The 14,625-nt window shown below is 38.3% G+C and carries 14 protein-coding genes, 1 other RNA gene and 1 pseudogene; 9 read left to right on the top strand and 7 right to left on the bottom strand.

Annotated features, from left to right (window positions below; translation table 11 throughout):
• The first annotated feature begins 258 nt into the window (after positions 1 to 258).
• Entirely contained in the window at positions 259 to 1,554 is a 1,296-nt protein-coding gene (locus ACIQXU_RS20470; protein WP_402959497.1) for a protoglobin domain-containing protein, read from the top strand.
• A gap of 376 nt (positions 1,555 to 1,930) precedes the next feature.
• Here the strand turns inward: ACIQXU_RS20470 and tatA are convergent, their stop codons facing one another.
• Complete coding sequence (gene tatA / locus ACIQXU_RS20465; RefSeq protein WP_402872789.1) at positions 1,931 to 2,137, bottom strand: twin-arginine translocase TatA/TatE family subunit; 207 nt, start codon at positions 2,135 to 2,137, stop codon at positions 1,931 to 1,933.
• A 250-nt stretch (positions 2,138 to 2,387) separates the two neighbouring features.
• Between tatA and ACIQXU_RS20460 the strand changes: the two genes are divergently transcribed.
• The 4 genes from ACIQXU_RS20460 to ACIQXU_RS20445 all read left to right on the top strand — a co-directional run bounded on the left by ACIQXU_RS20460 (position 2,388) and on the right by ACIQXU_RS20445 (position 5,105).
• Positions 2,388 to 3,566 carry an iron-containing alcohol dehydrogenase gene (locus ACIQXU_RS20460; protein ID WP_402992052.1) on the top strand — a complete coding sequence of 393 codons (1,179 nt, stop codon included), beginning with the start codon at positions 2,388 to 2,390 and terminating at the stop codon, positions 3,564 to 3,566.
• 74 nt (positions 3,567 to 3,640) lie between these two features.
• Positions 3,641 to 3,828: non-coding RNA, 6S RNA (gene ssrS / locus ACIQXU_RS20455), on the top strand.
• A 212-nt stretch (positions 3,829 to 4,040) separates the two neighbouring features.
• Positions 4,041 to 4,421 (top strand): MFS transporter, encoded by a 381-nt coding sequence (locus ACIQXU_RS20450; protein WP_402992050.1) that lies wholly within the window; start codon positions 4,041 to 4,043, stop codon positions 4,419 to 4,421.
• A gap of 66 nt (positions 4,422 to 4,487) precedes the next feature.
• Positions 4,488 to 5,105 carry an NAD(P)-dependent oxidoreductase gene (locus ACIQXU_RS20445; protein ID WP_402959501.1) on the top strand — a complete coding sequence of 206 codons (618 nt, stop codon included), beginning with the start codon at positions 4,488 to 4,490 and terminating at the stop codon, positions 5,103 to 5,105.
• Between the two features lie 25 nt (positions 5,106 to 5,130).
• Here ACIQXU_RS20445 and ACIQXU_RS20440 read toward each other — a convergent pair whose 3' ends face one another.
• Entirely contained in the window at positions 5,131 to 5,457 is a 327-nt protein-coding gene (locus ACIQXU_RS20440; RefSeq protein WP_402872798.1) for a YnfA family protein, read from the bottom strand.
• 229 nt (positions 5,458 to 5,686) lie between these two features.
• On the opposite strand from ACIQXU_RS20440, the gene ACIQXU_RS20435 reads away from it, so the two are divergent.
• Complete coding sequence (locus ACIQXU_RS20435) at positions 5,687 to 6,643, top strand: DMT family transporter (protein WP_402992048.1); 957 nt, start codon at positions 5,687 to 5,689, stop codon at positions 6,641 to 6,643.
• Between the two features lie 38 nt (positions 6,644 to 6,681).
• Here ACIQXU_RS20435 and ACIQXU_RS20430 read toward each other — a convergent pair whose 3' ends face one another.
• The gene (locus tag ACIQXU_RS20430) at positions 6,682 to 7,767 is read right to left on the bottom strand and encodes an MBL fold metallo-hydrolase (protein WP_402992045.1); all 1,086 of its coding nucleotides are present in this window, start codon (positions 7,765 to 7,767) and stop codon (positions 6,682 to 6,684) included.
• 243 nt (positions 7,768 to 8,010) lie between these two features.
• Here ACIQXU_RS20430 and ACIQXU_RS20425 point away from each other — a divergent pair, with 243 nt between their 5' ends.
• Together ACIQXU_RS20425 and ACIQXU_RS20420 are read left to right on the top strand one after the other, a co-directional pair.
• On the top strand, positions 8,011 to 8,739 hold the full coding sequence (locus ACIQXU_RS20425; protein WP_402873209.1) for a type II toxin-antitoxin system SpoIISA family toxin: 729 nt from the start codon (positions 8,011 to 8,013) through the stop codon (positions 8,737 to 8,739).
• A gap of 14 nt (positions 8,740 to 8,753) precedes the next feature.
• The gene (locus ACIQXU_RS20420; protein WP_402872807.1) at positions 8,754 to 8,933 is read left to right on the top strand and encodes a hypothetical protein; all 180 of its coding nucleotides are present in this window, start codon (positions 8,754 to 8,756) and stop codon (positions 8,931 to 8,933) included.
• 274 nt (positions 8,934 to 9,207) lie between these two features.
• Here ACIQXU_RS20420 and ACIQXU_RS20415 read toward each other — a convergent pair whose 3' ends face one another.
• Positions 9,208 to 10,152 carry a sensor domain-containing diguanylate cyclase gene (locus ACIQXU_RS20415; RefSeq protein WP_402992043.1) on the bottom strand — a complete coding sequence of 315 codons (945 nt, stop codon included), beginning with the start codon at positions 10,150 to 10,152 and terminating at the stop codon, positions 9,208 to 9,210.
• Positions 10,153 to 10,567: 415 nt separating this feature from the next.
• Between ACIQXU_RS20415 and ACIQXU_RS20410 the strand changes: the two genes are divergently transcribed.
• A complete protein-coding gene (locus ACIQXU_RS20410; protein ID WP_402992041.1) occupies positions 10,568 to 13,135 on the top strand; it encodes a DEAD/DEAH box helicase in 2,568 nt (855 codons plus the stop codon).
• A gap of 75 nt (positions 13,136 to 13,210) precedes the next feature.
• Here the strand turns inward: ACIQXU_RS20410 and ACIQXU_RS20405 are convergent, their stop codons facing one another.
• The 3 genes and pseudogenes from ACIQXU_RS20405 to ACIQXU_RS20395 form a co-directional block, all read right to left on the bottom strand.
• Positions 13,211 to 13,417: a YqaE/Pmp3 family membrane protein gene (locus ACIQXU_RS20405; protein WP_402873212.1), complete on the bottom strand. Its 207-nt coding sequence runs from the start codon at positions 13,415 to 13,417 to the stop codon at positions 13,211 to 13,213.
• Positions 13,418 to 13,693: 276 nt separating this feature from the next.
• Positions 13,694 to 14,017, bottom strand: a complete 324-nt coding sequence (locus tag ACIQXU_RS20400) for a hypothetical protein (protein WP_402872815.1) — start codon at positions 14,015 to 14,017, stop codon at positions 13,694 to 13,696.
• A gap of 256 nt (positions 14,018 to 14,273) precedes the next feature.
• Positions 14,274 to 14,595 (bottom strand): annotated as a pseudogene (locus tag ACIQXU_RS20395) (four-helix bundle copper-binding protein).
• Positions 14,596 to 14,625 lie beyond the last annotated feature (30 nt).

The raw sequence follows: 14,625 nt of genomic DNA, 5'->3' as shown, positions 1-14,625 counted from the left end.
GACCTATATTCTAAATTTTGAGCGAAATTTCAAGAAAATATCAAAAAGGGGTCCGGAATGAAATCATTCCGGACCCCTTTTGTCGACAAACTGAACACTCTTACGGAGTGTTTTTTTTAGGGCAATACCAAAAATAGTCCTAAAGTAATGTGAAAATATGTTCAAAAATGAGGAAATTTTCATCAAAATAGCTTAATATTAACATAGAATATGACTTACTATCATAAATCGAAAGCAGATATCCGGAGGCAAGTCTTAATGAAAATCATATGGAAAAATAACCTTACCAATGATATTGATTATATGAAGTATAAGGATCAAGTTGGTATACAAATTAAAAACCATTCAGGTGTGTTAACCCAAATAGACATGATTCATTTAACTACAAAGGATCTCTGTGTTATTCGTTCATTACAGGACGATGTGAAGGAACATATTATTAAAATTGTAGACAATTTCTACAGAAACTTAGAAAAGGAACCCTCTTTAATGCAGGTGATTAATAAGCACAGTTCTGTTGATCGGTTGAAGACGACGTTACACCATCATATGTTTGAAATGTTTAGTGGTTGTATCGATGATGAATATATTAAACAGCGTTATATCATTGCACATGTCCATGTAAGGATTGGCTTGCAGCCAAAATGGTATCTGAGTGCATTTCAGGATTTGCTTCAGTCAATCATTCTCCAAGTGATGACTCATATCAAGGACATAGAACTATACCAGGACACGATTTTGGCTGTCACAAAAATCATGAATTTAGAACAACAAATCGTTCTAGAAGCATATGATCTTGAAAATGAGAGAATTCGCCAACAAATCCAGGGTGATAAGGAAATGATTAAACAACAAGTCAATCGGAATGCAGAAGAATTGTCTGCCATCAGTCAACAGACTAGTTCCGCCACTCAATTAATGGCGGATAAAGTAATGGATATCCAAGTTGTTACCCAAAAGGGATCCGATACCGCCATAAGGACAGAAGAGCAATCCAAAGAAGGGGTTGAACTTTTAAAGGGGCTCGAAAAAAGGATGGTTAAAACCCAAGAGCAAATAATTATTATCTCAAAGGATATGGAGCAGCTATCCAATACATCCAAGGAAATTGAAAGAATTGTATCAATCATTACTTCAATCGCAGAACAGACGAATCTTTTAGCTTTGAATGCAGCAATTGAGGCAGCTAGAGCAGGTGAACATGGTAAAGGCTTTGCGGTGGTGGCTGGTGAGGTTAGAAAGCTATCGGAAAACACGAAAAAGTCCGTTACTGAAGTGGCAAAATTGGTAAACGGAATAGGGGACTTTACAAATGTGATGAATACATCCATTGCTGTCGTGAGTGATGAAATTATTCAAGGTACGCAACAAGGAAAGGAAACTGGATTATTTTTTACTGATATTGCGGAGGCCATGCTGTCTGTCAAAGAGCAAAACATTAAAGTCGCCAAAGAAATGAACGAGCTTAACGAAATATTCGATGGAATCAGTAAAGCATTCGATCAAGTGGCGGTATCCTCTGAGGAATTAACAACAATGACAATGAATTTATAAGATCATGATAGAAAAGATACGGAATCTGCTAGATTCATTCCTTTTTGACCAATAGCGTGTAAAAGGGAGGGAGTGAATCATGAAATGTATACCCCTCTAAAACGCTTTTTTAGAAAAGTATTCTTAATTCCTTCTTTTTTTGGGAATGAGTGAGTATAGGTGCTACCTAGTAAGGGGACTAAATTAAGAATAGAAAAGTCTCAAACATTAACTTGTAATAATTTCAGATTAATGTTATATTAATAAAGCGATGAGCTAATTTGTGTAAGCCGTAGAACATGCTTTTAGCTAAACGTCGGGATGTGGCCTGACGGTTTTGCGCCACAAACGCATCAAGACGCCTGCTGCGTGCAGGCGTCTTTTTCTATGCACTTTTCTATTTAATGGACTCTTTTTTAGCAGCTTGTACGTCTTCTTTGAAATCGGCTTGTATATCATCGGTGATCCCTTTTGTGGCATCCTTGAACTCACGAAGCGAAGTGCCGACAGCACGTCCAATTTGAGGAAGTTTACTTGGGCCAAAGACCATTAAAGCTAATAGAAGGATTATAATTAAACCAGGTATTCCAATATTTGAAAACATAGATAGTCACCCCTAAAAATATTGATATCTAATATTATAGACTTCACACCGTCAATTGCAAAGGTTAATTACTATTAATTGTAAGCCTTGTTTGCTTATAATCTAAACATATTGCCTCCATATTATTCTCTGCTTGCAAGCTAAATTGTTTGATTGTTCGATTCCCTCATCATAACTTTACCTTCCTACCATATTTTGTGTTACCATTAAATTACATGATGGATAAAAATATTGGATTGGAGGTGTTTATGTGTCCAGTACACTTATTTTTACCCCGCTCAGTCATGTGGGCTGGGGGTCATTGAAACAACTTATTCCTCAAGTGAAGAGGTATGACATCTCCAGTATTCTGATCATCACGGACCCGGTGCTTATAAAAATAGGGGTGACGAATAAGATTACTCTCCCATTGGAAGAAGCAGGGTATCAAGTTCAATTATATACAGAAGTGATTCCTGAACTCCCTTTAGAAACAGGAGAAAAACTGGTTAGCTATGTAAAGGAGCATCCATTCGATCTTATCATTGGTCTAGGTGGTGGCAGTGCTCTGGATTTAGCGAAACTGGCTGCGGTTCTTGCTGTTCATGAAGGCTCTGTGGCAGATTACCTGAATCTAACGGGAACACGGAAGATTGCTGCAAAAGGGATTCCCAAAATATTAATCCCAACCACTGCGGGAACGGGTTCTGAAGTAACCAATATTGCCGTGCTTTCTCTTGGAAACACCAAGGATGTTGTGACCCATGACTTTTTATTGGCGGACGCTGCCATAGTGGATCCAGAACTGACTGTATCCGTGCCACCACATATAACAGCTGCAACAGGTATCGATGCTCTAACTCATGCAGTAGAAGCCTACGTTTCAGTCAATAGCAACCCTACGACTGAAGCCTTATCATTGCACGCTGTCAGGCTCATTAGCAAATCTCTTCGTACTGCCGTTCAGGATGGGCAAAATCAACAAGCAAGGACAGACATGAGCCAGGGAAGTTATATGGCCGGCCTTGCCTTTTTTAATGCTGGCGTAGCGGGAGTACATGCACTTGCCTATCCACTAGGTGGCCAATTTCATCTATCACACGGGGAATCGAATGCCGTCCTGCTTCCGTATGTTATGGGCTATATTAGAAAAAGTTGTACGAAAAAGATGGCTGACTTATTAAATGCCATGGGTGGAAGCTCAGTTTATTTATCCGAAGAAGAGGCATCCCTTAGATGTGTTGAAGAAATTAAAAGATTGGTGCAAGATATAGGGATCCCAACTACATTAGGTGATTTCGATATTCCTAAAAATGCAATAGACAAGCTGGTGGAAGATGGAGAAAAGCAAAAAAGGCTATTAGCGAGAAGCCCCATGCCACTGGGAAAAGAAGATATTCGAACCATTTATCAATCCGCCTTTAATGGTCGTATTACTGAGCCTTTATAAAATTTATTGCACGAAATGTAGTGGATGGAAATTTTTGACCTTGCAACTTAAGATATCTTTAGGTATTATAAATACATAAGCTGCGTTGTTCGTAATGATAATTAAGTTTTAACCTTTAAGCTGTAATAGGGAGTTTTATATCAAGGTTGGAATGTTATGCCTCGTCACTGACTTGGAAAACAGGAAAATTTTTGCAAACACCCACTTTGAGGAGTGGTGGTTTAAAACTTTCTTACTGAAATACGGCAATGGCGGCTTTATAACTTTTACAATTTGAGACCAGTCCCTAATGGGGGCTGGTCTTTTGTATTTGTTCAACTTAATTAAGCGAAGGTTAATAAACAGAGGCAATGTTATATAATAAAAGATCTTAGAGGCGTTTTTTTAGAGGTATTATAGGACAGTATTCAAAGAGTTAATTTCTATGTAAAATCTCATAAATACTTTAACTCTTTTTTCCTACATAATTCAAAAGTGCTTTTATATAAAGCGATAGTTGGAGGTAAACTTGCGGATCGTTTTGGTTCAAAAGTCGTACTCGTCTCCTTTTTAATCCTGGGGTTCGGGACACTCACGATGTTGAGCTTTAAACCAAGCATGTTCATGCTTTATTTGCTCCTAGCCATGGCAGGGGGAACGACAACAGGTACACAAATCATTACGAATGCCTATGTATCACAGTATTACCCAAATGAAATTGTCCCTTCAGGTCAATTTCTTGGCCTTTGCCATTCCTTGTATTATCGCAGCGATAGCGATATGGTTCATACAAGAAAAATTCAGCAATGCAGCACTAAATTCAGTAAAGAAAGTAAATTAACAGAGTATTGTATGATTAGTATCACTTTAGAGTAAAACGTAATGATAAAATATCCGGTCAGTGTTATGATTAACTCTATCATTTCATTTGGAGGATAAAACATGAACATAATCGTATTTGGGGCTTCAGGTAAAACAGGAAAATTGGTTGTGGAGCAAGCACTAAATTTACAGCACGAAGTAACAGCCTTTGTAAGGAACCCGACTAAGCTGCAATTGAATCATCCGAACTTGCATATCGTTCAAGGGGATGCTCTAGAAGAAGAGGCGGTACAAAAGGCCATATCGGGCCAAGATGTGGTCATATCATGCCTAGGCTCAAGCAGTGGGTTGGGAAAGACGACCGTTCTACATGAAATGACGCAGAATATTGTCAATGGAATGAAAGTCAACAATGTTTCAAGAATCATTTATATGGCGTCAGCGGGTATTGAAAAAGAAATCCCAGGATTGATTGGGAAGTTGACAATGAAGATGTTGGGGAATGTATTGGAAGATCATCGTAATGCAGTGGATGTTATTAAAGCAAACAATTTGACATGGACCGTGGCAAGACCGATGGGGTTATCTGATAATCCGCCTACTGGTTCGTATCGGGAAGAGCATCAAGGTGTACCAAAAGGAAGCCGTAGCATTTCCCGTGCAGATGTTGCCGATTTCATAACACGAGCACTCACGGAAGATAAATATTTAAATCAATCTGTTGCTTTAGGAAACTAAAGGGGTTATTAGCCCTTTAGTTTTTTTAGTTTCTTGGTGCCCATAGGATGATGGATGCCCCGATTACACAAATGATAGCGCCAATCCAATCATATAAATCAGGTGTTTTCTTATCTATTCCCCATCCCCATAAAACCGATAATACGATAAAAACGCCACCATATGCTGCATATACACGTCCAAAAGTAGGGAATGTTTGAAATGTGGCAATTATGCCATATAAAATAAGTGCAATTCCTCCGGCCAATCCAAAATAAATGGATTTTCCTTCTCGTAGCCACATCCAGATAAGATATCCGCCACCAATCTCGGCCAGACCAGCCATAAGAAATATAAGGATGGTCACAATCATATGTATCCCTCACTTTCTTCATTGAATTCTATCATAACTTGTATAACGTTGGCAGACTTTGCTACCTATGTTTTAGGAGCATCAACTCCATCTCCTTTTCTTCGATCCATGGGTCATTCACTGAATTCTAACCAATGAATATTCAAATGAATTATTGGATTGCATTTCAAGTACAAAGGGTACTAGAACTAAAACGGAATCATAGTATCCTAGTTAAGGAGATGCAATCATGAAAACCAAATCATATGCTTATATGCTAGCCATATTGCATGCCAGCATTGTTGGCTTATCCTTTTTGTTTACAAAGATGGCAATCGCCGAATCGAACCCACTTGATACGTTGGCGTTCCGTTTCAGCATTTCTTTCGCCGTTATATTAGTTCTGGTCGCATTAAAAGTAATTAAGGTGAGCTATACAATTGAGTCAATCAAAAAACTGCTTCCATTATCATTAATGTTTCCCATCCTTTTCTTTGTCTTTCAAACTTTCGGACTTAAATATTCCCAATCCACGGATGCCGGAATCTTATCGGCTATCACCCCAATCATTACAGTCATCATTGCGGGATACTTTCTAAAGGAAAGAACCTCTCTTTATCAAAACATCTCTATTGTTTTATCGGTAGTAGGGGTCATTTTCATTTTCCTTATGAAAGGAAGTACGATGAATGCCTCTGATTTGCTCGGTATGGGATTAATCCTTCTATCTTGTTTAGCGACAGCAGGATATACGACGATGACACGGTCCTTGGCAAAGGAATATACGCCTGGTGAAATGTCCTTTTTCATGATGGGAACAGGTTTCATCCTTTTTAACCTGGCTGCAATCATATCTCATATGAGCAAGGGAACGATGCCGGAATTCATTTCACCATGGTCAAGTATGGAATTTGTCGGTTCTATCTTATATTTAGGAATCTTGGCTTCGTTGGTCACGTCGATGCTTTCGAACACGATATTATCAAAAATCAAGGCTTCTCAAATGAGTGTCTTTGCAAATCTATCGACAGTGGTGACCATTATTGTAGGAGCACTCTTTCTTAATGAAAAAATTACGATTTTCGATATAGTGGGTTCAGTTTTAATTATCCTGGGCGTGTTCGGTACCAACTATTTTGGGGAGAGGAAAGATCACCCTATTAAAATGAAACTTCATTTTGATGAGAAAGAGCATAGTGTAAAATGAAAAAATCAGCTTATCCTCAATAAAGGGATAAGCTGATTTTATTTCCACCATATTGTGTCAGGGAATTCCATTCCGCCAATGTGAACAGGCTCGCCGATTTTTGGGGTGGCTACTTGTACGGGTTTTTCCTTGGCAGCTTTTGTCACCCTTTCAATGGGGTCTGTCCAATCATGAAGAGATAAAGTGAAGCCTGCCCAATGAATGGGAATCATTAGTTTTCCTTTTACGTCGATAGTTGCTTGGACCGTTTCTTCAGGCATCATATGAATGGTGGACCATCGTTCATCATACTGTCCGCATTCCATTAATGTAAGATCGAAGGGACCGTATTTTTCGCCGATTTCTCTAAAATGTGTGCCGTACCCGCTATCACCGCTGAAAAAGACCTTATCTTCTTTTCCGTATATCACCCATGAACACCAAAGTGTAGAATTTCTATCATTTAAACTTCTCCCAGAAAAGTGTCTTGCTGGCGTACAGACTAAATGGAGTCCGTCGTAGAATACTTCATCCCACCAGTTGTGTTCCTGTATCTTTTCCTTGGATACACCCCACTTCACCAAATGGTCTCCTACCCCTAGGGGAACAATGAATTGACCGACCTTATCTTTTAATTTCTTTATGGAATAGTAATCTAAATGATCATAGTGGTCATGCGAGAGAATGACAGCATCAATCGGTGGAAGGTTTTCCAAATCGATTGGCAAGTCACCGCTAAATCTCTTGTTTCCAAACATCGGAAAAGGAGTAGGGGCTTTACCAAACATTGGATCCACCAATAAAGTTTTACCGTCCAACTCAAGCATGAAGGCTGAATGTCCATACCAGGTGATTTTATTGGCGTCTTTGTATGATCGGACCGTCGAATCAATCAAAATGGGAACGGCAGGTCGTCTGTTTGGATTTCCTTTCATATACTCCCGAAGTATGGAGCCAGTATGTTTAAGGCTCATCATCTGACTCGCAGGAATTTGATTGATGAATTGCCCATTCTTAAAATTTTCTTTCGTACTGAAGTTTTTGATTCTTTTCTTTGATGCACGTCTTCCTAGTGGAGGATAAAGACTTATAAAAAGTATCCCGGTTAATAGGATGGACATGAAAATTCTTAACGTTTTCAGCATATATGTTCCTCCTGAATATTTAGGGATTTATTCTGAACTAATCATAACATAAAAATTGGTAATCACTCACTGAAGTGGTTCTGAATGAAACGCGTGAGGGTCGCTGTTCAAGTACAAATGTAAACAGCAATCCCCACTTATACTTTCTCTTTGATTGCAGGGAAAAGAGGGAGACATCCTGAATATAATTTATATAAGAATTATAGAAGCTGAAAAAAGGGTAGGAGGATAAAAACAGTGTTGATGTTTTTCAGAGTCTTTGTATGGGCCGTATTTATTGCATTATTAGTTTATGTGGTTTTATCCTGGAGGTATAAAGATAAAATCAGCATGAAAATAGAAGCCATTCGAAAAACATGGTATGTCATTTTCATATTGGGGGCTTTAATATACTGGAGTTTTTATCCGACGAGCATTTTTGATGAGTGGAAGAATTTTCTCATTGTCGCCGTTCTGTTTGTGCTGATAGATATGTTCGTATTTTTGAGCATGTATATATCAAAAATTGGCGATAATGAGCTCTCCTACGCAACTAAAGCGGTTGCGGAAAGCGATAAGTTATTATCGGATAATCGGGAAAAGGTCAAAAATATGTTTTACCTTTTGAAAAAAGAAGGGATTCCGGAGTTTTATCAGACGAATGAGGAATACCTGGCCTACTTGCATATCATGCTTCAGGCTTATGCAGCCAAGGAAGGGATGAATGTCAAAATTATTCCTTTTAAAACGGAACAAGACAAGAACTTGATGTTAAAAGCTTACCCGACCTTGTCTGGAAGTACGATCCGTGCTACATTGGAAAGAGAAGATACGTATTACAATGATGAAGAGAAAATGGCGCTTCAGCCCGTTAATGTTTTGACATTTCCTTATATTTTAGAGATAAGATCGGAAAGCTTCGTGTCAGAAGTGGATTGTTTATTAATAGCATTATTGATCATGATGTTTGATATGGTCATAAAACAAAATTAAGGGGAGTTGGTTAAATGAGCATTTATGATAAAGCTGGAAGCAATGTTTCCGTCGCTGTAATTAAACCCCAGGTCAAAATTCCCGATGTGGCTTTAAGTCCACATACAAAAAAGGTGATGAAACAAAATGAACGTGTTATCCTGAACCATAAAGAAAAGACAACACGTTTGAACAAATTGAGAGATGTCCTCTAGAAAGAAGGAGGCTTGGGATTGATGATATTTTAAGGGCACCTGCATATACTATTTTATAATGATAAATAGGAAGGGTCCTTTAGATATGAACAAGAAACCTGTGAGAGTAGACATCCCAGCCCCTTCAGCATCGCCATCCGAAAACAGGATACATAAAAAAAATGCTGAATTGTTGAATGTTTTACGTAAGTTGAAAACGAAACGTTGGTTTTTTATACGGTAAAGACAAAAAGTGTGGATGATTACAATCATCCACACTTTTTTGAATTACGAATCAAGTAGGATAATATTCAATATGTTTTTTGCCTTCTTTAGCAACATACATAGAATGGTCCGCTTTTTTCAGTAACGTAACCATGTCGTCCCCATGGACCGGGTAAACGCTTATCCCCATACTTGCAGAAATCAAATGTTCTTTCCCACCGACTTGAATAGGCATGGAAGATAATTGTTTTAAAAGGAGTTCGGCTGTCTGTTTTGTGCTTTTTATTCTATCCTCAGTGCGTAATAAAATAACAAATTCATCCCCACCAATTCGAGCGACATAACTATTGTCAGGTGAAGATTTCAAAAGACACTCCGCGGTCCTTTTAATGACACTATCTCCAAAATCATGACCAAAAGTATCATTGAAATATTTAAAATTGTCGAGATCGATATAAAGGAGGGACATTTCGTTATAAATTTCATCCTTATTATATTCAAAATAGTTATAAATGTAGTTACGGTTATAGAGACCAGTCAAAGAATCCCTGATTATTCCATTCTCGATGTTGACCGTTTGACTGATCAGCGATGCCAAGGAGCTAAGTAGCACTACATCATACTCTTTGAATTCATAAGGTTTAATATCGAATGCACATAATGTTCCGATGATTTTATCCTCATTTTTAATAGGAGCACCCATGTAGCATCCATTTTTAATCCTATCCAATATGGGGTGATTACTTGTCAGGGTACTATTTTTTATATCGTTAATAACTACGGGTTCCATTTTATTCTCGACGACCAGGTTACAAAGAACTTCATTAAAGGGTATGGTATCGCCGGTCTTGATTAGATTTGCTTTCCGATTAAAGGACTTGACGATAAAGCTTTGGGATTGATCGAAAACCGTGAGCACGAATGTATTGACTTTAATCGTATGCGCTAGTAATTCTAAGACTTCGTTAGCGATGGAATCAAAATTCTTGTAGTAATTAATGTCGTGGTGAATCATTTTCTGAATCCCCTTTCCATAAGTCAGGTTGTTTGATGGGTTCTATATGGGTGATTTATCATGGGTTGAATCTATTTATATAAATGACGGTATGTTCGTCGCGTTAGCTCATTGCTAATTCGAGGTTACTATCACGAAAAATGGATACAGTTTTGCTTGAAATTTGTTAGTATTAGTTTAAACCATCATTATAAATGTAGAAGTTACATAGCTTATTGTAGACAGAGTCACCATTCACTGTACATGTAATGGAAGTAATACCATTAATCTATCATACATGTCATATTTTATCACCATTTGCATCGTAGCACTTCCTTTGTGCTTTCTCACAGTTCCGATAAAATGGCTTATCTTGCTGATTTTAAAAAAAATTTTGGAAAGGATAATAAATAAGAAGATTCAAAAGGGGATTATCATGGGAAAATTAGAAAATATACACCCACTTTCAATTGAACAGACAAAGCAAAAATTACTCCAAGATATCGACCGCTATGTAGAAAATAAAGATGTAATGCCGACCTTTGAAACATACCTTTCAGATCGGATGTCTTATATCGAACAGATTTGGATGAATGTTTGGTTAAATAAAGCGTCCAATGACGTTCCGAGAAAAGAAAAGAAAGTATTTTTAAAAGGCAGGGGATTCGTTACAGAAGGGACAGATCATAAGCATATCAACCATTTGTTTCGAAATGAGTTAAGGGCGTATCACCCTTTTGATACAATATCCTGGCTGGAGGAGACCTTTTCCGAAAACGATCAAGATTGGGAACAGAGATATGTGAACGCAAGGGAAGTCTTCTTTAAAAGGCAAGAGGAACAAAAGCTAGCACATAAGCGGTGGCTGGTACAGGAAAAGCTTGAAAATGAAGCGTACACTTTTTTAGAAAATAACTCTCTGCTAGTTTATTTACATGTCCGTTATTATATATCAGGCAAAATTGCCACTGATCTTCTTAATAAGCCGAAATTTCAGTCTGTAGAACCGTATCTACTTGAAGAACGGTTGATTGAGGAGGGATCATTCGAATCTACCGATTACCTTATGGTGACTGATTTCTTCGATGAACTGACGGGGGATATTCATTCTACTTTTGATTGGGGTAAAAGTCGTTACGAGTATGAAAATTATTTCTATCGTTATGAACGGTTGGTATTAGACTTTATCTTTGAATATATACCTAAAAAGGTTCTTGAGAACTTGACTACAGAAGTGTTGAACGATTATTCAGAAACCTTAGGGGATATTGTCACCCCGGAGATCCTTAAAGAGTTACTTCAAGAGGATTTGACAGATTTGTCACAGGCTTGTTTCGACGAACTTCAAGAAGAATACCTATCTGACTTACTGAAGCTTGCCCAGATTCCCTTTGATGAATCTGTTCATCAAGAGATTTTTGAAAGGGACGAGGCAACCAGGGAACGAAAAAAAGCAGAAGCGCTGGCAGAAGCTGCTCGAAAGAAGGAAGAAGAGAAAAGAATCCTTGACGACATTTTTGGAAAGGCCTATACACCATCATTAGGACTAAAGGTCAAATACATTTTACACATTGGAGACACGAATACAGGAAAGACACACCAGGCCCTGGAGAAAATGAAAAAGGCCGAGAGCGGATTGTATCTTGCACCACTTAGGCTTCTTGCTCTGGAAGTGTTTGATAAGCTGAATGCAGACGGTGTGCTTTGCTCATTAAAAACGGGAGAAGAAGAAAAGCTGGTAAATGGGGCACAGCATATCTCTTGTACGGTTGAGATGTTTCATGAGAAGGACTACTATGATGTAATTGTCATTGATGAAGCTCAAATGGTAGCGGACAAGGACCGTGGATTTTCTTGGTATAGAGCGATTACGAAAGCAAATGCAAAAGAAGTACACATTATAGGAAGTAGAAATATTCAAAAGATGCTGCTGAATTTACTTGATGAAACGGATTTGGAGATTTATGAATATAGTCGGGAAATACCGTTAGAAATAGAACCGAAAGAATTCGAATTGAAAAATACCAAGAAAGGGGACGCCCTTATTTGCTTTTCAAGAAGGCAAGTACTCGAAACGGCCTCACGTGTGCAAGTTAGTGGGCATAGGGTCAGCATGATTTATGGGAGTATGCCCCCAGAAAACAGAAAAAGGCAAATTGAGCTTTTTAATCGGGGGGAGACATCCGTCGTTGTTTCAACTGATGCAATTGGGATGGGATTGAATTTACCGATTCGCCGCATCGTTTTTCTTGAAAATGAGAAATTCGACGGGACGAGAAGAAGAAGGCTGACTTCTCAAGAAGTAAAACAGATAGCAGGGCGTGCTGGAAGAAAAGGGATTTATGACACGGGTAAAGTAGCATTTACGGGCGACATAAAAATCATGAGGAAATTACTTGAACAGGTAGATGAGCCGGTTCAAACCTTTACGATTGCCCCGACCTCTGCGGTATTTGAACGGTTTCAGAAGTACTACAGGAATTTAGGGACATTCTTTGAGTTATGGGAAAAGTTCACTCCGCCAAATGGAACAAAAAAAGCATCACTTTCGGAAGAGCGGGAGCTTTATGAACTGATCCGTGAGACTGAAATCGAAGCTCGTTTTTCATTAATGGACCTATATGGTTTCCTGCATTTACCTTTTTCGGCAAAAGAACCTCGCCTTATTCGCCAATGGCTAGAAACCATAGAAGCAATTGCTGAGAGTAGCGAACTTCCCGATCCCTTTATAAGGACTAGGAACTTAGAGGAGTTGGAACTATCTTATAAAGCAATAGGTCTTCATCTTTTGTTTCTATATAGGATGGGTAAGAGAACCGAGGCTGTCTATTGGGAACGGGTGCGGGAAGAAATCAGTAATGGCGTTCATGATCAGTTGAAAGATGAAATAATCAATTATCAGAAAAAGTGTAAGCGCTGTGGAAAACAGCTTCCAGATACCTCGCGTTTTCAAATATGTGACGCTTGTTATCATAATGGCCATAGAAAAAATCGAAAATATTAAGGAAATAATAAAGAAAAACCCCGGATATGGTACACCTTTACATGGTGGCAGATATACGGGGTTTTTGAGTTGAATTCATTTTTTTCGATTGGACTTTGCAATCAAGGCAGCTTGATGCTTCATTCGATTATCCGCTTTTTTGTCATGAACAACCAAAATGGCATGAATTAGGCCTGGAACGTAGAAAAATAAGGTGAGAATCAAGTTAAGCAAGGCTTGAATTGGTTTACCGGCCAATAAGACGGCTAGAGGAGGAAAAAGAATGGCGATTAAATATAGAATATTGATCACTCTCCAAAATTAAAAGTAGATACCCCTAATATAACACTTAACCTATTTCGGTGCTATGAATGGGGTTGGAAATTTCCTATAGAGGTCCCACTGTCGCGTAAAGCCTTTGAATGAAAGTTCTTGATATGATAAGGGAATTGCCTGGGAAATGGGAAACCAAGATATTTGACCCGTTTGAAAAAAGATATGGACAACATATCCATAGGATAAGGATATATTTAAACGGAGCCACTTGTGAGTTACTAGTTATTTCAATGAAGTGAGCAATCAGCCTCCATTCATTTTATTACGTATCTGTTCAAGGATTAATTCCAACTCTTCAACAGGAAGCTCTGCAAGGGAACTTTTAATTTTTTCTTCAACCCGTTTTCGGTCAAGCTCGCGGTATTGATCCCACCATTCCCTTAAACCATCCGTATTTTCCAATAAGTACTCGATGTCAATTTCTTCTTGCTCGTCGTCGGATAAATACCTCATGACGGCTCCTAATAATCGATTGAGTCGAGTTACCTCGTTTTCTTTCTCTTGCTTATCTATAGTCGATACTTTTTTTCCCTTATCGTTCTCACCAGAAACTTTTTGATTTACCATGCACATTACCCTCCTATTTTAAGACTAGTATTCCTAAAATAGCCAAGTTTAATAACTTTGAGGATGGAGGGATGCAAAGTATGAGAATTCAAGAGAATTCAAGTGAAATGCCAAACAATAATTTTAGCATGAACCTCGGTAGAATATATTATTTGATCTTTCAACTCAAAGTATAGTTTAAATAAATTAACATCAATCATTAGGAAGAAAAAACAAAATTAATAAGGGATAGAGCACCCTATCCCTTTACATGAAGTTATGCTGCAAGTTTCCTGCATTCTTCTGCACACGTTAAGCAAGCCTGGGTGCATTTCTGACAATGTTCATGATTATGCTTTTTACATTCATTCCCACAACTTTCACAAATCTTAGCACAGATAGCTGCCAATTCAGAAACGAATGGTGTATTTCTTCCTAATGCTTGTTCCAAGTATGAACACATATCCGCGCATTCTCGATTCAAGCGGATGCACTCGGCCATCATCTTTACGTTCTCTTCTTTTAAGCAAGCATCAAAACAATGGTTGCATGCATTCGTGCAAAGTTTGAATGACTGACTGATAATTTTCGTGTGACATAAGTAAGTTTCCTCCTTAATGGTTATCTCA

The sequence above is a fragment of the Peribacillus sp. NPDC097284 genome (genome assembly GCF_044761765.1).
Lineage (GTDB): Bacteria > Bacillota > Bacilli > Bacillales > DSM-1321 > Peribacillus.
This window is presented reverse-complemented; position numbering and strand designations above follow the sequence as displayed.